The organism is Cutibacterium avidum ATCC 25577 (assembly GCF_000227295.1).
In the GTDB taxonomy this organism is placed as follows: Bacteria; Actinomycetota; Actinomycetes; order Propionibacteriales; family Propionibacteriaceae; genus Cutibacterium; species Cutibacterium avidum.
Map to the genome: position 1 here is coordinate 1,151,712 of NZ_JH165054.1, position 22,059 is coordinate 1,173,770.

The 22,059-nt window shown below is 63.5% G+C and carries 21 protein-coding genes and 1 tRNA gene; 21 read left to right on the forward strand and 1 reads right to left on the reverse strand.

Annotated elements, in window-relative coordinates; genetic code table 11:
- Positions 1-127: 127 nt before the first annotated feature.
- The 14 genes from HMPREF9153_RS05105 (at position 128) to hisC (ending at position 14,806) form a co-directional block, all read left to right on the forward strand.
- On the forward strand, positions 128-1,135 hold the full coding sequence (locus HMPREF9153_RS05105; RefSeq protein ID WP_004810081.1) for a LacI family DNA-binding transcriptional regulator: 1,008 nt from the start codon (positions 128-130) through the stop codon (positions 1,133-1,135).
- Complete coding sequence (locus HMPREF9153_RS05110; RefSeq protein WP_004810083.1) at positions 1,132-2,643, forward strand: sugar ABC transporter ATP-binding protein; 1,512 nt, start codon at positions 1,132-1,134, stop codon at positions 2,641-2,643. The genes HMPREF9153_RS05105 and HMPREF9153_RS05110 overlap by 4 nt, the downstream gene beginning before the upstream one ends.
- 53 nt (positions 2,644-2,696) lie before the next feature.
- Complete coding sequence (locus tag HMPREF9153_RS05115) at positions 2,697-3,698, forward strand: ABC transporter permease (RefSeq protein WP_004810086.1); 1,002 nt, start codon at positions 2,697-2,699, stop codon at positions 3,696-3,698.
- A 50-nt stretch (positions 3,699-3,748) separates the two neighbouring features.
- Positions 3,749-4,693, forward strand: a complete 945-nt coding sequence (locus tag HMPREF9153_RS05120; RefSeq protein WP_023032164.1) for a D-ribose ABC transporter substrate-binding protein — start codon at positions 3,749-3,751, stop codon at positions 4,691-4,693.
- Complete coding sequence (locus HMPREF9153_RS05125; RefSeq protein WP_004810090.1) at positions 4,690-5,631, forward strand: ribokinase; 942 nt, start codon at positions 4,690-4,692, stop codon at positions 5,629-5,631. The genes HMPREF9153_RS05120 and HMPREF9153_RS05125 overlap by 4 nt, the downstream gene beginning before the upstream one ends.
- Positions 5,628-6,011, forward strand: a complete 384-nt coding sequence (rbsD, locus tag HMPREF9153_RS05130) for a D-ribose pyranase (protein ID WP_004810092.1) — start codon at positions 5,628-5,630, stop codon at positions 6,009-6,011. Before HMPREF9153_RS05125 ends, rbsD begins: the two co-directional genes overlap by 4 nt.
- Before the next feature lie 94 nt (positions 6,012-6,105).
- Positions 6,106-6,182, forward strand: a tRNA-Ile gene (locus HMPREF9153_RS05135).
- Between the two features lie 459 nt (positions 6,183-6,641).
- Positions 6,642-7,343 (forward strand): FadR/GntR family transcriptional regulator, encoded by a 702-nt coding sequence (locus HMPREF9153_RS05140; RefSeq protein WP_036979617.1) that lies wholly within the window; start codon positions 6,642-6,644, stop codon positions 7,341-7,343.
- Positions 7,344-7,439: 96 nt separating this feature from the next.
- On the forward strand, positions 7,440-8,873 hold the full coding sequence (locus HMPREF9153_RS05145; RefSeq protein ID WP_004810095.1) for a four-carbon acid sugar kinase family protein: 1,434 nt from the start codon (positions 7,440-7,442) through the stop codon (positions 8,871-8,873).
- 30 nt (positions 8,874-8,903) lie between these two features.
- Positions 8,904-9,785 carry an NAD(P)-dependent oxidoreductase gene (locus HMPREF9153_RS05150; protein ID WP_004810097.1) on the forward strand — a complete coding sequence of 294 codons (882 nt, stop codon included), beginning with the start codon at positions 8,904-8,906 and terminating at the stop codon, positions 9,783-9,785.
- A 1-nt stretch (position 9,786) separates the two neighbouring features.
- Positions 9,787-11,136 carry a GntP family transporter gene (locus HMPREF9153_RS05155; protein WP_004810099.1) on the forward strand — a complete coding sequence of 450 codons (1,350 nt, stop codon included), beginning with the start codon at positions 9,787-9,789 and terminating at the stop codon, positions 11,134-11,136.
- A gap of 156 nt (positions 11,137-11,292) precedes the next feature.
- A complete protein-coding gene (locus HMPREF9153_RS05160) occupies positions 11,293-12,756 on the forward strand; it encodes an amino acid ABC transporter substrate-binding protein/permease (protein ID WP_004810101.1) in 1,464 nt (487 codons plus the stop codon).
- Entirely contained in the window at positions 12,753-13,505 is a 753-nt protein-coding gene (locus HMPREF9153_RS05165; protein WP_004810103.1) for an amino acid ABC transporter ATP-binding protein, read from the forward strand. The genes HMPREF9153_RS05160 and HMPREF9153_RS05165 overlap by 4 nt, the downstream gene beginning before the upstream one ends.
- A gap of 242 nt (positions 13,506-13,747) precedes the next feature.
- Positions 13,748-14,806, forward strand: coding sequence for a histidinol-phosphate transaminase (gene hisC / locus HMPREF9153_RS05170; RefSeq protein WP_004810105.1), 1,059 nt, complete (start codon positions 13,748-13,750; stop codon positions 14,804-14,806).
- Between the two features lie 3 nt (positions 14,807-14,809).
- Here the strand turns inward: hisC and HMPREF9153_RS05175 are convergent, their stop codons facing one another.
- Positions 14,810-15,688, reverse strand: a complete 879-nt coding sequence (locus HMPREF9153_RS05175) for a patatin-like phospholipase family protein (protein WP_004810107.1) — start codon at positions 15,686-15,688, stop codon at positions 14,810-14,812.
- Positions 15,689-15,738: 50 nt separating this feature from the next.
- On the opposite strand from HMPREF9153_RS05175, the gene HMPREF9153_RS05180 reads away from it, so the two are divergent.
- The 7 genes from HMPREF9153_RS05180 (at position 15,739) to HMPREF9153_RS05210 (ending at position 22,027) form a co-directional block, all read left to right on the forward strand.
- Positions 15,739-16,311, forward strand: coding sequence for a GNAT family N-acetyltransferase (locus tag HMPREF9153_RS05180; protein ID WP_004810109.1), 573 nt, complete (start codon positions 15,739-15,741; stop codon positions 16,309-16,311).
- A 26-nt stretch (positions 16,312-16,337) separates the two neighbouring features.
- Positions 16,338-16,997 carry a hypothetical protein gene (locus tag HMPREF9153_RS05185; protein WP_004810111.1) on the forward strand — a complete coding sequence of 220 codons (660 nt, stop codon included), beginning with the start codon at positions 16,338-16,340 and terminating at the stop codon, positions 16,995-16,997.
- A 496-nt stretch (positions 16,998-17,493) separates the two neighbouring features.
- Positions 17,494-17,967, forward strand: coding sequence for an SAF domain-containing protein (locus HMPREF9153_RS05190; protein WP_023032181.1), 474 nt, complete (start codon positions 17,494-17,496; stop codon positions 17,965-17,967).
- Positions 17,967-18,785, forward strand: a complete 819-nt coding sequence (locus HMPREF9153_RS05195; RefSeq protein ID WP_015583525.1) for a hypothetical protein — start codon at positions 17,967-17,969, stop codon at positions 18,783-18,785. Before HMPREF9153_RS05190 ends, HMPREF9153_RS05195 begins: the two co-directional genes overlap by 1 nt.
- A gap of 284 nt (positions 18,786-19,069) precedes the next feature.
- Positions 19,070-20,266 (forward strand): TadA family conjugal transfer-associated ATPase, encoded by a 1,197-nt coding sequence (locus HMPREF9153_RS05200; RefSeq protein ID WP_171023441.1) that lies wholly within the window; start codon positions 19,070-19,072, stop codon positions 20,264-20,266.
- Positions 20,257-21,132 (forward strand): type II secretion system F family protein, encoded by an 876-nt coding sequence (locus HMPREF9153_RS05205; protein WP_004810121.1) that lies wholly within the window; start codon positions 20,257-20,259, stop codon positions 21,130-21,132. The genes HMPREF9153_RS05200 and HMPREF9153_RS05205 overlap by 10 nt, the downstream gene beginning before the upstream one ends.
- Positions 21,125-22,027 carry a type II secretion system F family protein gene (locus tag HMPREF9153_RS05210; RefSeq protein WP_004810123.1) on the forward strand — a complete coding sequence of 301 codons (903 nt, stop codon included), beginning with the start codon at positions 21,125-21,127 and terminating at the stop codon, positions 22,025-22,027. The genes HMPREF9153_RS05205 and HMPREF9153_RS05210 overlap by 8 nt, the downstream gene beginning before the upstream one ends.
- Positions 22,028-22,059 lie beyond the last annotated feature (32 nt).

Sequence of the window (22,059 nt, forward strand, 5' to 3'; positions counted from 1 at the left end):
CCAATTCCCTTGACACCGGGTTCCTCGTTTGCTTTCATTTATGCCATACATCTGTGGAAACGTTTCCATGGGTGAGGTCGGGGACAGGCCCCGGCGACCTCGGACTCGACGACGAGAGGAGGGAAAGATGGATCGCAAATCGACGATCAAGGACGTTGCCAAGCTGGCCGGTGTGTCCCTCGGGACAGCATCTCGCGTTCTCAATGGCAGCTCCGCGACCTCGGAAGCGTCGCGTACTGCAGTGCGCAAGGCGGCCAAGGAGCTCGGTTATCTGTCGAACGCTCATGCCAGGTCGCTGCGTTCGGCCCACACCGGCGTCATTGGTCTGGTCGTCCCGGACATTCGAAACCCATACTTTGCCGAGCTGGCATCAGTTGTGGAGAACGCCTGCCTGGCCCATGGTTGGGCCACCTTGCTGTGCAATGCCGACGAGTCCCCTGACCAGTTCAACCGATACGTCGACACCCTTCGTCGTCAGCGAGTCGACGGTGCGATCGTCACCCCGACCGGCTTGGGAGAACATGCCGTCAAGGACCTGGTCGACGACGGGGTCCAGGTGGTCTGCGTGGACCGTGAGGTCGCGGGGTCATCACTACCCTCCGTCACCTCCGATCCGTGGAACGGGATGGGGGAGGCCGTCGATCACCTGTTGGAACGTGGGCACCGCAGGATCGGTTTCATCACCGGCCCCCAGCAGACGTCGACTGGTCTGGAGCGTTACCAAGCCTACTGCCAGCTGTTGGCCGAGCATGATGTCGACGTCGTCGATGACCTCGTGGTGGAAGGTGACTACCAGGAGGAGTCGGGACGCGTCGGTGCCGGACAACTACTCGATCGCGGTGCTACCGCCGTCTTCGCCTCCGACTCGCTGATGTCGATGGGAGCCCTGCGAACCTGCCTCGACAGGGGAGTTCGCATCGGTGAGGACATCGACCTGGTCGGTTTCGACGACCTTCCGGTGTTCAGTCTCACCAATCCGGCCCTCACCGTCGTTGCCCAGGACATCGACGCCATGGGAAAGGTGGCCGTTGATCTGCTGAACCATGCCATGGCTGGTGAACCGACCAGCTCCGCTCGACTGGACACCCATCTCATCGTTAGGGCATCAACCCGAATGGTCAAGGAGGACCAGTGACAACATCGCCAGTACTTCGACTGGACCACGTCAGTAAGGCTTTTGGGCCCGTCAAGGTCATTGAGGACGTTTCCGTGGACGTCATCCCGGGCAGGGTGCGCGTCCTCCTCGGCGAGAACGGAGCCGGAAAGTCCACCCTCATCAAGATGATGAGCGGTATCTACCACCCAGATTCGGGATCCATCGTCATTGATGACAACCCTGTCGACCTTCCCACCGTCAAGGCTGCTGAGGCCGAGGGCATCGCGACGATCCACCAGGAGCTCAACCTCGTTCCACAGATGTCGGTGGCTGAGAACATCATGCTGGGACGTACTCCCAGCCGTGGTGGACTCGTCAGTTGGGGCCCGATGCGAGCCCAGGCCCGTGCCGCTCTGGAGCGGATTGGCCTGGACGTCTCCCCGGATCGCCTCGTCGGGTCGCTGAGTATTGCGCACCAGCAGCTTGTGGAGATCGCGAGAGCTCTCTCGATGGATGCCAGAGTGCTCATCCTCGACGAGCCCACCGCCGCCTTGACTCGCAAGGAGTCCGGTCAGCTCTTCGAGGTGATGGACGACCTCAAGGCCAAGGGCGTGGCGATGGTGTTCATCTCCCACCACCTCGACGAGATTCCGCGCGTTGGTGACGATATGTCCGTGCTGCGCGACGGCACCCTCGTCGGTGAGGTTCCCGCCTCCACCACCGAGCGCGAGCTGGTCAAGATGATGGTCGGCCGCGACATTGACGACCAGTTCCCGCGCCACCGCTGTGAGGTCGGAGAGGTGCTGCTGTCAGTCAAGGGACTCAGTCGTGAAGGGGCATTCCAGGACGTCGAATTCGAGCTGCATGCCGGCGAGGTGTTGGGCCTGGCCGGCCTGGTGGGAGCCGGACGTACCGAAGTCCTGCGAGCCGTTGCCGGGGCTGACAAGTACGACTCCGGCACCGTTCGCGTTCATGGCAAGGAGCTTCCGGGCGGAAAGGTTTCCCGCGCGATTGCCCATGGCATCGGCCACGTGCCCGAGGAGCGCAAGTCCCAGGGACTGGTCCTGGACGCCTCGGTCAACGAGAACCTCGGTTACGCGACCATGAAGTCGACCTCCCACGCCGGTCTGGTTGATCGATCCGGCCAGCGACGACGAGCTCAGGACGTCGCCGAGAAACTGCGGGTGCGGATGGCCGGCCTGGATCAGCCGGTGCGCAACCTGTCCGGTGGCAACCAGCAGAAGGTCGTCATCGGTCGCTGGATCCTCGCGGACTCGTCAATCCTGCTGCTCGACGAACCGACCCGAGGTGTTGACGTCGGTGCGAAGGTCGAGATCTACCAGCTCATCAACTCCGTCACCGAAGCCGGGGGAGCCGTCCTCATGGTGTCCAGCGAGTTGCCAGAGGTGATCGGGATGAGCGATCGAATCCTCGTCATGGCCCATGGACGGGCGATGGGAACCCTGGACGCCATGACGGCCACCGAGGATGCCGTCATGGAGTTGGCAGTGGCCTCCGTCGATCCCGTCGATGAAAAACCAGAATGACCATTTCTGAATCCGAAAAGTATTGAAACAATGTCGTCTTGTCTCGATCAGCGATGATCGGGAAAGGAAATATCATCGTGACCACAGCAACAACAGCCACCACTCAAAAACCGTCGGTCGGTAGGAGAATTGGTTCCTGGGCCCTCAATCATGGTGCCCTTGTCGGTCTCATCATTCTGTGTATCGCCCTATTCATTGCCACCCCGGTGTTCCTCACCGTGCCGAACATCATCAATATCGGCATTCAGGCAGCCGTCGTGGCCATCATGGCCTTCGGCATGACCTTTGTCATCGTCACCTCCGGCATCGATCTGTCGGTCGGTTCCGTCGCCGCGCTGTCGGCCATGGTCTCGGCGTGGATGTTCTCCAACGTCGGTCTGCCGGGCTGGCTCACCCTCATCATCGGCCTGCTCATCGGTCTCCTCGCCGGGGCCGCCTCCGGTCTGGCCATCGCCTACGGAAAGCTGCCGGCCTTCATCGCGACACTGGCCATGATGAGCGTCGCTCGTGGCCTGACACTCGTCATCTCCGGTGGAACGCCGGTTGCCACCTCGGGTGCAGTGAACCACCTGGGCGCTGACCTGGGGCCGATCCCCGTTCCCGTCATCATGTTGGCCCTGGCTGGCGTGGTGTGCTGGTTCATCCTGTCGCGCACGGTGCTCGGCCGCTCCCTTTACGCCATCGGTGGCAACGAGGAGGCTGCCCGCCTCTCCGGTATCCCGGTGCGTCGCATCCTCGTCGCCGTCTACGCCCTCGCCGGTCTGTTCGCTGGTCTGGCCGGCTTGGTTCTGGCTGGTCGACTGTCCTCGGCTCAGCCGCAGGCGGGTCTGGGATATGAGCTGGATGCCATCGCCGCCGTCGTCATTGGTGGCGCCTCCCTGTCGGGAGGTTCCGGAAAGGCGAGCGGTACGTTCATTGGCGCTGTCCTTCTGGCCGTCATTCGTAATGGTCTCAACATTCTCAACGTGTCCTCCTTCTGGCAGCAGGTCGTCATTGGCTGCGTCATCGCCCTGGCTGTCGGATTCGACGTCTTCAGATCCAAGAAAGAGTCCTGAACACAACATTGGCAACAGAAAAACCCTGTTGAAAGACGAAAGGTAGAATGATGAAGTTCAAGACTGCTCACAAGATGCTCGCGACGGCGGTCGTCGCGACGATGGCCGCCACCGGTTTGGCGGGCTGCAACCGCGACGGCGGATCCGGATCGGCCGCCTCCGGGACGGTCGTGCTGGCCGTCTCCACCCAGACCAACCCCTTCTTCGTCCAGCTGGTTGACGGCGCCAAGAAGGAGGCCAAGGCCAAGGGGGTCAACCTCCAGGTCCAGGATGCCTCTGACGATGCCGCCACTCAGGCCAACCAACTCGCCAACGCGGTGTCCACCGTAGCCAAGGTCGTCATCGTCAACCCGACCGACTCCGACGCCGTCGCCCCCTCGGTCAAGGCCCTCAACAAGGCCAAGATTCCGGTCATCACCGTCGACCGCAGCTCCTCCAGCGGTGACGTCGCCTCCTTCATCGCCTCTGACAACGTCGCCGGTGGCGTCGAGGCTGCCAAGGAGCTCGCCAAGATCATGGGCGACAAAGGCGAGATCATCCACCTGCAGGGAACCCCGGGAGCCTCGGCATCCCGCGACCGTGGCAAGGGATTCACCGGGGAGATCGCCAAACACCCGGGCATCAAGGTGGTCGCCAAGCAGACCGCCAACTTCGATCGCTCCAAGGCCCTCGACGTGACGACCAACCTCCTGCAGGCACACCCGAAGGCTGCTGGCATCTTCGCCGAGAATGACGAGATGGCCATCGGCGCCATCTCCGCTCTGGGATCGAAGGCTGGCAAGAGCGTCAAGGTTGTCGGCTTCGACGGCACTGCTGACGGCATCAAGGCTGTCAAGGCTGGAACCCTGGGAGCGACGATCGCTCAGCAGCCCGCCCTGCTGGGTAAGACCGCGGTGGACCAGGCCGCCGACATTCTGGCCGGCAAGACGGTTTCCAAGACCACCCCGATCAAGGTGGTGCTGGTGACCAAGGACAACGCGAAGGACTACGAATGAGTGATCGATGCGTGACAGCATCCGGGAAGGTCGCCGTCGTCGGGTCGATCAATGCCGACATGAGAGTCGGTGTGGAGAGGTTCCCCGGGCCGGGGGAGACCCTGGCCGGGGGAGAGGCCACCCTGACCCCCGGCGGCAAGGGAGCCAACCAGGCTCTTGCGGCGGCACGTTGCGGAGCCCAGGTGGAGATGGTTGGTGCTGTCGGGAATGATCCGACGGCTGAGACAGCCCTCTCCCTGCTCTCGGAGTGCGTCGGCCTTGACGGTGTGGTGCGGCGAGACATCCTGACGGGGACTGCCGTCGTCATGGTGGCCGATTCCGGAGAGAACTCGATCATCGTCATCGCGGCCGCCAACGGGTCGGTCGACGCCGCGAGCGTGCATGCGCAGGCCGAGAGGGTCGGGGACGCTGACGTCGTGGTCTGCCAAGGGGAGATCCCGCGTGACGGGATAGCCGAGGCAGCTCGATGCGCCGAGCGGTTCGTGTTCAATCTGGCTCCGGTCATCAACGTTGACCCGGAGGTCATTCGGATGGCCGATCCACTGGTGGTCAACGAGCACGAAGCGGCTCTCGTCGCTGCCGCGCTGGGGTCGACGACGCCTCGCCTTGAAGAGGATCCTGACGCCGCCCTGCGCGAGTTGTTGGATCTGGGATGTCGCAGTGTCGTCATCACCCTGGGATCGGCCGGCTGCATTATCGGCGGACCGGAAGGGTTCGATTCGGTGCCGGCAACGAAAACGGTGGCTGTCGACACGGTCGGTGCGGGGGACGCCTTCGTCGGTGCCTTGGCTGCTGAGCTGGCTCGCGGACGCAGCCTTGTCGAGGGTTGCCGTTTCGCCACTGCGGTGGCGACTCTGACGGTGACCAAATCAGGAGCACAGGCCTCCTACCCGAGCATTGGGGAGATCGAGAACATTCGCCAAGGAGATCAAGCATGAAGAAGAGCGGACTGCTCAACACCCAGTTGTGTGCGGCGGTAGCCAGGTTGGGGCACACCCAGACCTTCGTCGTGGCAGACGCCGGGTTGCCGATTCCCGCGGACGTCCCGGTGATTGATCTCGCGCTGGTGCTGGGAACTCCGAGGTTCCAGGAGGTTTTCGACGCCATCCTGGACGAGGTCGCCGTCGAGGGGGCCATGATCGCCACCGAGGCTGTCGGCCACGAGCCGGAGGAGTGGGTGAGGAATCGGATCGACGAGGTCAAAGCCGTCAGTCACGAAGACCTGAAGAAGGCACTTCCGAGTGTCTCCTTCGTGGTGCGAACCGGTGAGACGACTCCATACTCCAACGTCATCGTTCATTGTGGTGTGGCGTTCTGAGTGGAGCACGACACCTCGATTGGATCCCGACTTGCTCCGAACATTAAGTATCCATTAGAGTCTTTACTCGCGGTCGGGAAACCGGTCGAGGTTCGGGCCTATAGCTCAGTCGGTTAGAGCGCCGCCCTGATAAGGCGGAGGTCACTGGTTCAAGTCCAGTTAGGCCCACCATCAAAACCGCCTCTGACAAGGAAACGTGTCGGGGAGTGTTGTCATTCCTAGAAGATCAGGCGCCTCTTGGGTCGTCTTGTCACCGGCTGTCGTACGCCGTTCTGGCCTCTTCTGACAAGTGTCGTCCCTCGTCCATCGGTCAGGTTCCTCGTAGTGGTGTAGCGGTGTGATCCTGCACTTACCGCCCGCCCCACCCAAGCGAAAGAACACACCACTACACCACTACGAGGAACCTGACCGGCCGTGCCCGCGATCGCTGCACCGAGGTAGCCGACGGTCACGCTCGACTGCGACGGGGTGACCTTCACGCGCCACAGCCACCTTGGCGGCATCCTGCACCAAGCAATGCTGTGGGCGGCTGCCTCCCTCCGATCAGGTGAGGAAAGGGCCTCCACCACTAGACTCGTCCCTACACACCGGCTGGCCATACTTGGTCATGCCGGGAGGACGGAGGAGAGTATGGCCCGACGACCCCTTGCCGACGAGGCCATCGACGCGATCTTGGACCAGATCGTCGACGGCACGTTTGCGCCCGGCGAGGCGTTGCCGTCGGAACAGGACCTCGCGAATCTCCTTGGTGTCTCGCGCCCGACGATGCGGGAAGCGGTCCGTGCGCTCACCGACCGTGGCATCCTCAACGTCGTGCACGGCCGTGGCACCTACGTCACCGAGCAGCGCGAGTGGCGCGACCTGCCCACGCTCATCAACGTCGTCGCCCGCACCACCTCACCCCGGGAACTCGGCCGTCAGCTCACGGAGGTGCGGCGGATGATCGAGGTTGGCGCCTGCGGACTTGCTGCGCAGCACCGTACAGACGAGGACCTCGACGCCCTGCGAACATGCCTCGCAGACTATGATCGGGCTGCCGCCAGAGAAGACATCGAAGAGGTCGTCCGCCTCGACCTCGACTTCCACGAGTGCATTCTCCGCGCGACAGGCAATCCCTTCCTCGCCCCCGTCATGCACTCGCTGACCGATGCCCTTCAGCGTTCCCGTCGGGTCACCTCGGCGCAGGTTGAGGTGCGGGAGCGCGCGACGCGCCACCACCGCGACATCCTCCGGGCGATCAAGGTCAGGGACGCGGAGGCAGCTAAGAACGCCATGCGGGCACACATGACGCAGACGCGCGACGACATCGTGAAGTTTGCCTCGGACCACTGAGCCGGCCAAATCTCCGACGATCCCTTGCGCAACATTCTTCGGTGTGTCTACCATCAAGCAAAGACCTCAGAGGTCTGAGCACAAAGGAGTGAGAGCATGGCTTCCCTGTTGGCCGAACTCTTGGACGGGATGCCCCCAGCGCGTGAGCTGACGGCAGCGGACGTCGTCGAGGCGCGTACGAGAGCGAACGACACCACCACCTACGTCGTCCTCGACGACGACCCCACCGGCACGCAGTCCGTCGCCGATCTTCCGGTGCTCACGCACTGGGAAGTCGAGGACTTCCGCTGGGCCTTCTCGAGCGGGAAACCCGCCGTCTACGTCATGACCAACTCGCGGTCGCTGGCCCCCGACGACGCAGCGCGCGTCAACAGGGAGGTCGTAGCCGCCGCGCTCGAGGCCAGTCAAGGGCACCCCGTCGCTTTTGTCTCGCGCTCGGACTCCACGCTGCGCGGGCACTTCCCGTTGGAGCCCGACACTATCGCCGACGAGCTAGCTCGGCATGGAGCGCGCCCTGTCGACGGCGTGGTCATCGTCCCTGCCTTCGGTGACGCGGGCCGAATCACGGTACGCGGTACCCACTACGCCGGATCCGTGGCCGAGGGGTTCTCACCCGTCGGCGAGACGCAGTTCGCGCGCGACGCGACGTTCGGCTACTCCTCGTCGTACTTGCCTCGCTGGGTGGAGGAGAAGACCGACGGCGCCGTCCCCGCCGCCGACGTGCTGGTGCTCGATCTCGCCACGCTCCGCGCCGACCATGAGGGCGCCATCGCGTTGCTGCGCTCGGCGACAAACCGGCAGCCGATCGTCGTGGACATCGTGGAAGAGAACGACCTGCGCGCTCTGGCGCTCGCCCTCATCGCGGCAGAGTCCGCTGGCTCGCACTTCGTGTATCGCGTAGGTCCGCCGTTTCTCCGCGGCCGTATCGGACAGGCTGTCAAGGAGCCTGTGAGCGTCGACGAGATCCGCGCCTCCCGCAGCGGTCGTGACGTTACGCCGGGCGGACTAATCGTCGTTGGGAGTCACGTGGATCTCACCACTCACCAGCTCAACCTTCTCCGCGAGACGCAACAGCCGTTCGAGCTCGAGATTGAGGTGGCGCAGATCGTCGATGAGGGCCGTCGGGATGAGCATGTTCGTGATGTCGCTGCCCGCGCGGCAAAGCACCTCGCCGAAGGGAATGTGGTCGTCCGCACTTCCCGGGCCCTCGTCACGGGCCCCGACGGGCAGGCGTCGCTCGACATCGCTCGGAGAGTCTCGGAGGCCGTCGTTGAGGTGGTGCAGCAGGTGCTGGCGAAGACGTTGCCGCGGTTCGTCGTCGCCAAGGGTGGCATCACCTCATCCGACGTGGCGACGCACGGGCTCGGCTTCCGGCGGGCTAACGTCGTCGGTCCGATGCTGCCGGGCATCGTGTCGCTCTGGTCCGCCCAGGACGGCCCCGCAGCCGGCATTCCGTTTGTCGTGTTCGCTGGCAACGTTGGGCAGGCCGATTCGCTGTCCGAGGTCGTCGTGAAACTCACCCAAGCTTGATCCCACCCCCTCCAACCGAAAGGATTTACCATGAACATCGCCGTTCTCGGTCTGGGTGCCATGGGACTGCCTATGGCCACCTGGCTTACTCAGTCATTCACCGTGACGGGCTTCGACATCGCCGACGAGCGCGTCCAGCTCGCAGCCGAACAGGGGGTCACCTGCCGCGCCAGCGCGCGAGAGGCCTGCGCCGACGCGGACGTCGCCCTTGTCGCAGTGCGCAATCAGGCCCAGCTCGAAGAGCTCCTCTACGGCGGCGCGGGCATCGTCGAGATGTTGCCGAAGGGCAGCGCGATCATCCTCACCTCCACCGTCGGTATTGCTGCTGTCGAGCAGGTCGCGCAACGGCTTGCGGACGACGGCATCGGCCTCGTCGACGCGCCCGTCTCAGGAGGCCCCGTCCGCGCGGGCAAGGGTGACCTGCTGGTCGTCGTCGGAGCGTACCCCGACGTGTATGCCCACGCCCTTCCTGTGCTCGAGGCCATGGCCTCCAACCTGGTGCTCGTCGGTGAAACGCCCGGCAAGGGGCAGGCCATGAAGACGGTCAACCAGCTCCTCTGCGGCGTACATATCGCCGCCGCGGGCGAGGCGCTGGCGCTCGCGGGCCAACTTGGCCTGGACCAAGAGAAGGCCCTTGAAGCGCTCATGTCCGGCGCTGCCGCGTCTTTCATGCTGGGCGACCGCGGTCCCCGCGCCATTCAACGCTATCGTGGCGAGGAGGCGGAGGTGAAGTCACGCGAAGACATCTTCGTGAAGGACATGGGGATCGTGACGGCCGCCGCCAAGTCGGTGGGCATGGCCGTTCCCGTCGCGGCCGCAGCCGAGCAACTCTACCTGCTCGGCTACGCGAACGGTCAGGCTGCGCGTGACGATTCGTCGATCATCGACGTCGTCACCCCAAAACGGGGCTGACATGGGAGCCGGAGCGCTGCTCGGCATCGCACTCGGTGCCATCGTGCTGCTGTTGTTGCTGGTTATCGAAGTCAAGATTCCAGCATTCGTTGCCATGCTGCTCGTGTCATTCGGTACCGCGTTGGCAGCGGGTATTCCATTGCTCGACATCATCCCGACGATGACCACGGGCATGGGCAACACACTGTCCAGCGTGATGATCGTCGTCGGCCTCGGCGCGATGTTGGGGCGCCTGATCGAGACGGCCGGCGGTGCCGACTCACTCGCGCAGCGCTTCTCGGCCGCGCTGGGGCCGAAGCGCGTCGTCGCTTCCGTGACTGCGGCCGCATTCGTCCTCGGCATTCCCGTGTTCTTCGATGTGGGGTTCATCATCCTTGCTCCGATCATCTTCGGCTTCGCTCGCGCAGCCAAGATCAATCCCCTGCGCATCGGCCTCCCCGTGGCAGGTGCAATGCTGACGGTGCACGTCGCCCTGCCTCCGCATCCGGGCCCGGTTGCTGCTGCGGGTATCACGGGTGCCGACAACGGCATGTCACTGCTCATCGGCCTGCCGATTGCGGCTGTGACCACGGTGATCGGTTTCATGGCCGCAAAGCTGTTCAAGCTGGAGAGCGTCACGCTCGGGGAGTCGCCGGCCACCAAGCCGGCGGAGCCCGTCGACGGCGGAACTCGCCAGCCGCTGGGGGCCGGGACCGTCGTCGCGCTCATCCTGCTGCCGATCGTGCAAATCATGATCGGCACTGTGGGCAACATGATGCTCGCCAAAGGCTCGATGCCGCAGAAACTCGCGGCAGTCATCGGTGCCGCCCCGCTCGCACTCCTCACAGCAGTGATCGTGGCCTACCTCGTCGTCGGACATCAGCAGCGGTGGGGGCTGGCGAAGCGAGGGTTGGTGCTCGACTCGGCATTACCGGACGTGGCAGTAATTGTGTTCGTCACCGGCGCGGGCGGAGTGTTCGCGAACGTGCTGGTCACGTCGGGTATCGGTAAAGCATTCTCCGAAGTGCTCATCGGCCTCCACATGCCGGTCATCCTCGCTGGCTTCCTGATCGCTGCTGCGCTGCGCGCCTCGCAGGGCTCGGCCACCGTCGCGATCCTCACGGCCGCTGGTCTGATGGCGCAGCCAATCGCCGACGTCGGCTACAGCAGCACCCAGGTGGCGCTCGTCACGCTCGCGATTGGCTTCGGTGGCCTCGGCCTGTCGCACATCAACGACTCTGGCTTCTGGATCGTCACGAAGTACCTTGGGCTCAGCGTCAAGGACGGCCTGCGCACCTGGACAGTCCTGTCGACGATCTTCAGCCTGACAAGCTTCCTGCTGACGTGGGGAGTGTTCGCGCTGGTCTCCTGATCAGGGCGCTGTAAGGCCCCGTCGGAATGGGCGAAGACACACCCGCTCGGGTTTTCCCGGGCGGGTGCGCCCTGTGGGACGAATGCGGGAAAGCTCCCGACATCATTTACCATGCCCGCCATGACGCCATAGCGGCGTCAAGTTGGGAGAAACCGCATGATTCACGTGTCACAGCGGGTCAGACGTCTCATGAGTGTCATCGTGGCTGCCTTCGTGGGCCTGGTGACCCTCGTGGGTCCCGGAATGGCCCAGGCACATGCCGACGACTCCTCGTCGGTCAAGGGCAGGACCTTCATCATTGCCACTGACACCACCTTCGCACCGTTTGAGTACCGTGACGCCTCCGGTGAGATGGTCGGTATCGACATGGACCTCATCCATGAGATTGCGACCCGTGAGGGATTCAAGGTTGACATCAAGGCGATTGGCTTCGACGCCGCCCTCCAAGCGGTTCAGGCGAAACAGGCCGACGCTGTGCTCTCGGGAATGACGATCACCGACGAGCGCAAGAAGATCTTCGATTTCTCGGATCCGTACTTCCAGTCTGGCGTGCAGATGGCCGTCAAGAAGGATTCGGACATTTCCGGATACGAGGGCCTCAAGGGCAAGACCGTGGTCGGCAAGACCGGCGCCGAGGGCTTGGCCTACGCCAAGTCCATCTCGAAGAAGTACGGATTCACCGTCAAGGCCCTAGACAAGGCCGACACCATGTACTCCGAGGTGCAGACCGGTAATGCAGCGGCTGTCTTCGACGACTACCCGGTACTGGCCTACGGCATCGCCCAGGGCAATGGCCTCAAGACCGTCACGCCCAAGGTGGCTGGCGGGTCCTACGGTTTCGCGGTCCTCAAGGGCAACAATGCTGCCCTCAAGGATGCCTTCAACAAGGGGTTGGCAGACGTCAAGGCTGATGGCACCTACGACAAGATCGTCGACAAGTACCTCAAGGCCTCCGACTCCGAGGCCGATCAATCCTTCTGGCAGCTCTTCGTGAGCAGTTTCCCCGCCCTCATGAAGGGTCTGGGAATGACCCTGGCCGCCACCGCGCTGAGCTTGCTGTTCGCGTCGATCCTTGGCGTCATCTTCGGGTTCTGCAAGGTGTCCGGCATCGGGATTCTCAAGGCCATCGCGACCATCTACGTCGACATCTTCCGAGGGACACCGTTGTTGGTCCAAGCCTTCTTCTTCTACTTCGGTCTACCTACGGTGACCGGGATCAAGATCGGCGTGCTGACGGCCGGCGTCCTGACCCTGTCCCTCAATGCTGGTGCCTACATGACCGAGATCGTTCGCGGCGGCATCCAGTCCGTTGATCCTGGGCAGATGGAGGCATCCCGGTCCCTGGGCCTGAACTGGATGCAGTCGATGCGCAAGGTCATCGTTCCGCAGGCGGTCAAGATCAGCACCCCGGCTGTCATCAACCAGTTCGTCATCAGCCTCAAGGACACCTCCCTGCTGGCTGTCATTGGATTCGCCGAGCTCACGTATCAGGGTCAGCAGATCATCGCCCGGAACTTCCGGTCCTTCGACATCTGGCTGATGGTCGGCATCATCTACTTCATCGTCATCTTCGCCCTGACGAAGCTGTCGAACTTCGTCGACAGAAAGGTGAACAAGTGACCACCGCAACTACCTATGACGGCCCCATGATCGAGGTCATCGACCTGCGCAAGTCCTTCGGGGAGCTGGAGGTGCTCAAGGGCATCTCCGCCACCATCACCAAGGGTGAGGTGCTGTCCATCATCGGCCCCTCCGGGTCCGGAAAGTCGACCTTCCTGCGCTGCCTCAACCTGCTTGAGGAGGTGACGAGCGGCACCGTCAAGGTCGAGGGACAGGACCTCACCGCCAAGGACACCGACATCAACAAGGTGCGTCAGAAGGTGGGAATGGTCTTCCAGCACTTCAACCTGTTCCCGAACATGACCGTCGCCGAGAACATCATGCTGGCCCCGGTGCAGCTCAAGAAGACCAATAAGAAAGAGGCTGCTGAGCGCGCCCATCGGATGCTGGAGCGGGTGCACATGGCCGACAAGGCCGGCGCCCGTCCCTCGCAGCTGTCGGGTGGTCAGAAGCAGCGTGTCGCGATCGCGCGCGCCCTGGCCATGGACCCCGATGTCATGCTCTTCGACGAGCCGACCTCGGCCCTCGACCCGGAGATGGTCGGTGAGGTGCTCGACGTCATGAAGGACCTTGCCGAGGGCGGTATGACGATGGCCGTCGTCACCCACGAGATGGGATTCGCCCGAGAGGTCGCCGACAAACTGATGTTCATGTCCGATGGCTACCTCGTGGAGGAGGGAGACCCGGTCGAGGTGCTCTCCAACCCCCAGCACGAGAGGACGAAGAACTTCTTGTCGAAGGTGTTGTGAGACACCCTGAGATCCGACGTGGCGACGCTCCAAGGCGTCGCCACGTCCGTGGTGTTGCGCTAGGTCGGCGAGCCAGATATACCCGGATCGTGTGTGGTGATCGGGTTGCTGACCGTCGGGGCTGCTACTCCTGGTGGCAGGGGACCGATCATGAACCCGTTCTCCACCACCATGGTGGGTGACGCCAGACGGAACAGCGTCAAGGTATGAAAGAGTTCTCGAAACGACAATAGGAGGACGATGTGAGCCAGGATCGACGGGATGTTGTTCGAGGACTGCCGCTGTACAAGCCGGGGGCCGCTCCCGGTGAGGGGGCCGTCAAGCTGTCGTCCAACGAGAACCCGTTCGGGCCGTTGCCGAGCGTCGTCGAGGCCGTCACTCGGATGCTCGCCGGGTTCAACCGTTACCCGTCGATAAGTGCTGAGGAGGTGCGCTCGGTCATCGCCGAGCACGTCGGCGTCGACATGCGCCAGGTGGCCCTCGGGGCCGGGTCGACCGAAGTCGCTAGCCAACTCATGCATGCCTTGGCCAGCACCGGTGACGAGATCATCTTCCCCTGGCGTTCCTTCGAGGCCTACCCGATCCTGACTCAAGTCGCCGGGGCCACTCCGGTCCCGGTGCCGTTGACGGAGGATCTGCGTCACGACCTCGACGCGATGTCCGCCGCGATCACCGACCGCACCCGGCTCATCTTCCTATGCACCCCCAACAACCCGACCGGGACGGTCCTGCACACCGACGAGGTGGAGGAGTTCCTGGTCAAGGTGCCCGAGGAGGTTGTCGTCGTCATGGATGAGGCCTACTGCCACTTCAACAAGGATGAAGGTGCCGTCGACGGGATCGGCCTTCTCGACCACCACCCGAACGTCGTCGTCCTGCGGACCTTCTCCAAGGCGTACGGCCTGGCAGGCCTGCGCATTGGTTTCGCCATCTCCAGTCCCGAGATCAGCGACGACCTGCGTCGCGTCGCCACCCCGTTCACGGTGACCTCTCTCGCTCAGCAAGCTGCGGTCGCGTCGCTGGCCGTCGAGGACCAGCTCGACGAGAGGATCCAGCAGATCATCGCCGAACGCACCCGGGTTTTCGATGCGCTGGTCGAGCAGGGGTGGGGGATCAGTCCCTCCCACGCGAACTTCCTGTGGCTGGCAACAGGGGACGACACCGACCGGGTTGACGAGGTCCTGGTGTCCCGGGGCGTCTATGCCCGGTGCTGGAGTGGCGAGGGAATTCGCTTGTCGATCGGGTTGCCCGAGGAGAACGATCGAGCGATCGACGCGCTGGCTGCTGCGGTCAGGGGCTGAGTTTCAGATCCCCAGGAAGTCCCGCCATTTCGGTAGCTCGGCGTTGACCTGTGCCATTCCGAGTGCATAGGCCTGACGCAGCTTCGTGACGTCCTTCTCCCTGTTGGTGACGGGCATGACTCGCGGGTAGAAGACGTATGCCTTCCCGTCTGTTTCAAGGTCACGCAGCATCTCCCGGGTGGCGTTGTACTTGGCCGGCCGGGCGATGATGGCTTCGGCGACAGCAGGACGACGCCGGAAGAGCCTGTTGATCGCTCGGGGACGTTTGATCTCACTCTTCACGTAGTCGCGTGTTCGGGTGCAGACGACGAAGAACCGGTCATAGCCATCGAGCTGGGCGGCGTCGATCGGGATACCACCCGCGTCACCGATGGCACCGTCGACGTACTCGACGCCGTCAATGGTCACCGGGGGCATGAACCCCGGCATCGTCGAGCAGGCCCGTACTCGCACCATGAGATCGTCCATGGTGGACATCTCGTCGCGGGTGAACCATTTCTGCTCGCCGTTGTCGGTGCGGGTAGCGCCAATACGTAGTTGCTGAGTGGATTCCGAGAAGGTCTGGAAGTCGAAGGGAAGTGCTTGGTTGGGCTCACCGGTGCGCTGGTAGATGTACTCGGCGTGGAAGAATCCGCGCCCGGTGATCCAGGTGCCGACATTGCCGAATCGGGGGTCGGCGGCGAAGTTGGTGAAGCACTGCCGGGTACGCCAGGGGTCGCGAGAGAGGTAGTTGGCAGTGTGGGTTGCCCCGGCCGATATGCCGGAGACGTGGGGGAATTTCCAGCCCATCTCCAAGAGTTTGACGACGACGGCGCTGGTGTACGAGGCGCGCATCCCACCACCCTCGAGGATCAGAGCTGTGCGTTCCATGGGAGTGGTCATGTGTCCAGCCTGCCACGGTGCGAGTTGATCTTGGCGGGCAGAATGGGGGAGTGACCTTTCCGACTGACGTTCCCCATGGTGGCGACCCTGAACGGGCCGGGGACGTTGATGTCCGGCCACTCGTCGAGGAGGACCTGGAATGGCTGTGGCACTGGAACGTTGAGGTCGTCGATCCGCAATGGAAGCACTGGGACGGACCGTATTTCGGGGTCGATGATGGCCGTGGTTTCGAGGAATTCGCCGAGGAATGGCGCTCGGGTCTCATGACTGGCCACAGGGCTGTGGCGACGGTGGATGGAAAGCGTGCTGGATTCGTCTCCCGGTTTGAGGAGCCGCCAGCTGGAGGTGGTTGGTGGGAGGTCGGGATCGTGTTGTTCCAACCAGCCGTGTGGGGGCGGGGAGTGGGACGCAGAGCCTTGCGGTTGTGGACCGAGGAGACCTTCGCAGCCACCGATGCTCAGGTGGTGACTCTGACGACCTGGGGTGGCAATGGCAGAATGATTCACTGTGCCAATGCTGTGGGATACCGAGAATGTGGCAGGATTCCACAAGCACGGTCGTGGCAAGGACGTCGTTGGGATTCGGTGACGATGGCCCTGTTGCGTGCTGACTGGACGGGTTGAATCTGGCAAGAGGTGGAGGTGAGCTGATGCGCCGCGGTGTGGTGGCATGGGCCCTGCTCTCCTGTGTCCTCGTCTCCGGGTGCAGCACTCTCAAGCCTTTGACGGATCCGCAACCCACTCCAACACTCTCGGCGAGTTGGCCGGCTGTCGGGACTGACGCTCATCCGGACTGGGCTGTTCCAGTGACACGATCGGGCAAGAAACTGGGGAGTTTTAGCGACGACCGCATCCGTATCGAGGTCGAGCAGGCCGCCATCGCGACGGCTCCCAAGGACTCCGTCATGGTTGATCCGGATGACGGCACGCCGGTCGTGCGCAAGGGATCGCCGATTGCGCTGGTTCGTTACGTCGTCACGAATGTCTCGAAGGCGCCGATCAACCTGGGTCTGGGGACGGTGACGATCACTGCGCGTTACCCGGACTGGAGTTGGCGTCAGCCGCTGGTATCGGTGCCGGCTCCGGAGGCTGATGCCACGCACAAGATGGTGACGACTCCCTTTGCTCCCGGAAATGCCCGGCCGCCGTATGTGTTGGGGCCCGGAGAGTCATTCATGGTGGGGGCGAATTATCCCTATGAGACGGCTGAGCAACTCGATGTGACGGCCAAAATCGTGGTGTGCGACTCGGCAGGGGCCGTGGATCCGGGGTTGGGATGGACCCTCACCGGTCAGGTGCATTTGACGTGAGATGACGCGCCCGGGAGTGCTGAGTATGACGGTTCTGTCGGGTGTCGAAGATCCGTGGCAGAGCCTCAGCGAGGAGGACGGCCGAATTGTCGAGGAGCCCGAAAAACGAATGACACATTTGATCCGGGCGCCTCGTGCTGAATCCACGTGGTGGGCGTGCCATTGGGGCGATCATCTCGTGGTGGGCGGTGTGTTGTGCACAGGACTGTCCACAGTGGCTGTGGACAACTGTGGACAACGTTCGCGGGTGATGTGATCTGGAACACCCTTAAAATTGTTGTCCACAGATGTGCTGTGTGTCCCTTGAGAGGGGCCGAGGCGCGCCCATAACTTCACGGCCATGTCCGCGACGACTTCTGCACACATTGCGACGCCGATACCCCGGCTACGTCGCTCGCCCCGTCTCATCGCCATCGGCGTGCTCTGCGCCTGTCTGGGCGGCCTTGGCGGAGCATTTGCCTGGCACAGCGCGTCCCACACAGACCAGGTTCTCGTCATGACGCGGGCAGTGGGGCAGGGCGAGATCGTCCGCAATACCGATGTCGGTCTGACATCCGTGGCCGTCGACCGGGCGGTGACGACCATCCCGGCATCTCAGCTCGACGAGATTGTCGGCCGCCATGCCCTCGTCGATCTCTCAGCCGGTCAGCTGCTCGGATCCCATTCAGTCGGCGCGCTTCGGGTGGCACCGGGGCGTTCTCGAGTTGGGCTGAAGCTGGCTGCCGGACGGATACCCACCGTCTCCCTTCCTGCGGGAGCGCGCGTGATCTTGGTGGAAACCAGCTCTGACAAGGCATCGGAGACCGCATCTCAACTCTCGACCTTCGACGCCGTCGTTGTCGCAGCCCCCAAAGGCACCAACGACCATGGGGGCTGGCTGGTCGACGTGGAGGTGGATTCCGGCAATGCGGCCCGGCTTGCTGACCTGGCCTCGTTGGACCGCATTGCCCTAGTCGAGAGGGGACGATGATGGCGATGCTCCTGCTCACCAGCCCTGGGGGAGCCCCAGGACTGACGACGACTGCTCTTGGTTTGGCATTGAGCTGGCCACGCGACGTCATCCTCGTCGACGCTGACCCGTGCCCAGGCCGCGCCATCGAATCAGGATTTCTCGCTGGTCGCATTCCACCGCGGGCTGGACTGATCGGATTGGCCGCAGCCTGTCGTGACGGTGCTGATCCGGTGCAGGCGATGTGGGAGGAGATCATCCCACTTCCCCACGATGACGACAACAAGTTGGTCGGGCTCATCAGCGGTTACGGGCATCTTGGGCAGGCTTCTCTCATGGGTGCTGCGTGGTCAGGTCTTGTCAGCGCCATGATCGATCTCGGTCAGGCTGGGGTTGACGTCATTGTCGACGGTGGGCGGTTGGGTCCGGAAGCCTTACCCGAGAGCCTCATTTCGCGCTCGTCACTCATCGGGATCGTGACGGGATCGCGGCTGCGACAGCTTGCCGGGCTGTCCATGCGATCCAAGGAGGTCGAGGCCATCTCCTCGACCACCACCGGAACTGTGGGACTCGTCGTCGTGGGCCCTGGCCATCCGTACGGCTCGCGCGAGATCGGACGCCAATTTGGCCTGCCAGTGTTGGGAGAAGTGACTCGTGACGTTCAGGCTGCGGCCGTTCTGTCCGATGGTGACCCAGCGGGAAAGAGATGGGCTCGGGGACGGTACGTCACGGGTCTGCGAACCCTGGCCAATGCGATGGAACTCAAGCTCCGTCGCTCCACCGAGACCATCAACGGGCCGCGGGCTGCGACGTCATTGGCCGTGGGGGTAGCGCCATGACGATCAACGAGACCGCTCCGGCAGTGTGCCGATACGCCGATGACACCCCGGCAGGCACCATCGAGAGCAGAGAGGACCTTGCTGGTCTGCTGTCTCGGATGTCCCCGTCGGTTACGCCGTCTCCAGTTGCGGCTCCTGGACCCACGCCGAGGCGACTTGAGACGACCGACGTTGACTGGAGCACAGTCGTCGCGCTGCGTCGCAAGGCGTCGGAGCGTATCTCCTCGGAACGTGCATCGCATCGAGAGCGCAATGGAATTGATCTCAGCGGCGATGACGTGAGGATGCTCGGCCGGTCGGTTGTGCGTCAGGTGGTTGAATCCCATGCCGAGAAACTGACAGCCGAGGGCCAGGCGTTGTGGAGCACGCCCACCAAAGAGGCCTACGCCAGCGCCGTCGTGGATGCGATCTTCGGGTACGGACGGTTGCAGCCGCTCTTCGAGATCCCCGATGCCGAGAACATTGAGATCAACGGCTGTGATCGGGTCTTCATCCAGTATGGGGACGGACGACGTGAACCGGGCCCGCCGGTTGCTGACAGCGATGACGAACTGGTGGAGGCGATCCGCTTCCTGGGGGAGTCCGCAAACCCTCCGCGACCCTTTGACGACGCCCATCCCACCATAACGGTGGCTCTCGGCTCGGAGTACCGCCTGCACGCCATTGGGTTCGGGCTGTCCTACCGACCGTCGGTCGTCATCCGTCACCACACCCTGACGAGGGTGACGATCGGCGACCTCGTTGCCAGCGGGATGATGCCCCATCACGTAGGTGTGTTGTTGCGCGCGGGCGTCTTGGCTCGACGATCCATCGTCATTGCAGGAGACCAGGGAGCCGGCAAGACGACCCTGTTGCGGGCCCTCGTCGACGCGATCCCACCGACTGAGCGGTTCGGAACCCTCGAAACCGATTACGAGTTGCTGACCCACCTCAACCCGGATCGCGACAACATGGTCGCCCTGCAGGCCACCGTCGGGCTGGGGGAGAAGGTGGATGGTCGATCCCTCGGCGAGTTCACGGTTGCCGATCTCATCCCGGAGGCGTTGCGTCAGAACCTGTCGCGCCTGGTCGTCGGCGAGGTGCGTGGTGTCGAGGCTGCTGCCATGTTCGAGGCGATGCAGGCCGGAGCTGGAACTATGAGCACCACCCACTCCCATTCCGCGACCTCGACCATGGACCGTTTGGCTGGACGAGTTGCCATGGGCGGTGTCATGACGATCGACGAGGCCTATCGCCAGATCGCTCACAACATCACCTTCCTCGTCCACGTCGCCCTGGTCGATGACACCTGGCGAGGAGGGACCCGGACCCGTCATGTCACGGAAATTCGGCAGTTGACCGGGGCACTGGAAAACGGCCGTCCCATCACCCATCTCACCTATGCCGCGCCGACATCCACGAGCCCCGGTGTCTTCCACCCCGATCCTGCCCTTGTCGCCGAACTCTCCCATTACGAGCCGGAGGTGACGAGATGGGCATGAGCACACCGGTCGCGGCACTGCTGGGGATTCTCCTGATTGGAGGACTGACGATGATCGTCATCGGGTCAGCCCCCATCCACCAGTTGTCCACAGGACAATCCACAAGTTTGTGGACAACGGTGGACAACTGGTTCTCCCGGTTGTCCCGCCGCAGTCGCGTGCACGGTCTGACTGGTCTGGGTGTCGGTGCCGTTGGTTACCTGGTGACCGGTTGGGCGGTCCTGATTCTCATCGTGCCGATCCTGGCTGTCGTCGTCCCCGCCTTGCTGGCCGATCCGCCCCGGCGCGACCTCGACGTCATGCGCGCCCTGGAACGGTGGGTGCGCCTGGTCAGCGGTTCCGCGTCGACGGGCAAGTCCGTCATCGACGCCATCCGGGCGACGCGTCGTCAGGCCCCGGCGCTCCTTGTGGAACCGCTTACTCGCATGGTGGCACGGCTGGATTCACGATGGGACACCCGGGCTGCCCTTCAAGGACTTGCTGACGACCTGGACAGTGCCGACGCCGACCAGGTCATTGCCGCGATCATGATGGCTTCAGAACGAGGGGGGACGGGGGCCACCAGCACCCTCGATGCGCTGGCGGCATCCCTCCAGGAGCGGATTCGGGCAGCCCGAGGAATCCGGGCCGAGCGTGCCAAACCGCGAGTGGTCGTCCGCCAGGTCAGCATCATCATCGCCGTCGTGTTGGCTGGTGCTCTTGCTCTGGGACGAGAGTACCTGGCCCCCTACCGTACCGGCGTCGGCCAGGTGCTGCTGTGTTGCTACGCCGGGTTGTACCTCGTCGGGCTCGTCGCTCTGTCGCAACGCAGCAAGCCTCGACGCCGCGCCCGGATCCTGTTGAGGCGGGAGGCCGATCATGACTGAGTCCACGCTTGTCCTCGCCGCCATCTGTGGGGCTCTGCTGGCATCCGCACCCATCTTCGTCATCGCTGGAAGGCGCGGTGCTCCCCTGAGGCTGATCGACGCGCTGGCAGGGTTGTCCGGGTCCATCCGGCAGGACTCCGTCGTCGATCCAGCCTCCGAGGACGGACGGCTGGAGAGATGGGGAGCACGCGCTGCGACACGGTGGCCACGTCTCATCAGTGAGAAGTCTCGTCGAACCCTCGCGCTACAGGGCCGGACTCCCGGTGACTTGGTCGCCGAGAAGGCTGTCATGGCGGTGGGCGGAATGGCGATGCCCGTCCTCGCCCGGGTCGTCGCAGCGATATGGGGTGGCGCCCTCCCGGTGACTCCTGTCGGACTGGCGGTTGTGCTTGCCCTTCTTGGATGGTTCATTCCTGACACCCGGATCAGGTCACGATCCAAGGCAGTCCGTCAGGATGCTGCCGAAGCGGTGCTGGTCTACATCGACCTCGTCACATTGGCGAGGTTGGCAAATCAGTCAGCGCCCCGAGCCCTCGTCGAGGCCGCACAGATGAGTGATCACCCTGTCCTGGCCCGGATTCGCACCACGCTGGAGCGTTCCCGATTGGAGCAGCAGTCGCCGTGGGCTGGCCTGGAGAGTCTGTCCGAGGAACTGGGACTTCCCGAGCTTGCTGAGCTCGTCGAGGTACTTCGCCTCGACGATCAGGGGGCCTCCCTGGCCGGAACTCTGCGAGCACGCGTCAACGAAATGAGGGACGCCCATCTCAACCGGGAAAAGATCGAGGCTCAGACGACCTCCGAATCCTTGACGATCTGGATGGTCATCCCGGTTCTCGTCCTGGGGTTGGTGCTCATCACTCCGCCGCTTCTGATCATGGCTGGGGTGGTGTCATGACCATGCCTCGCACCCTCGACACCCCAACCTGC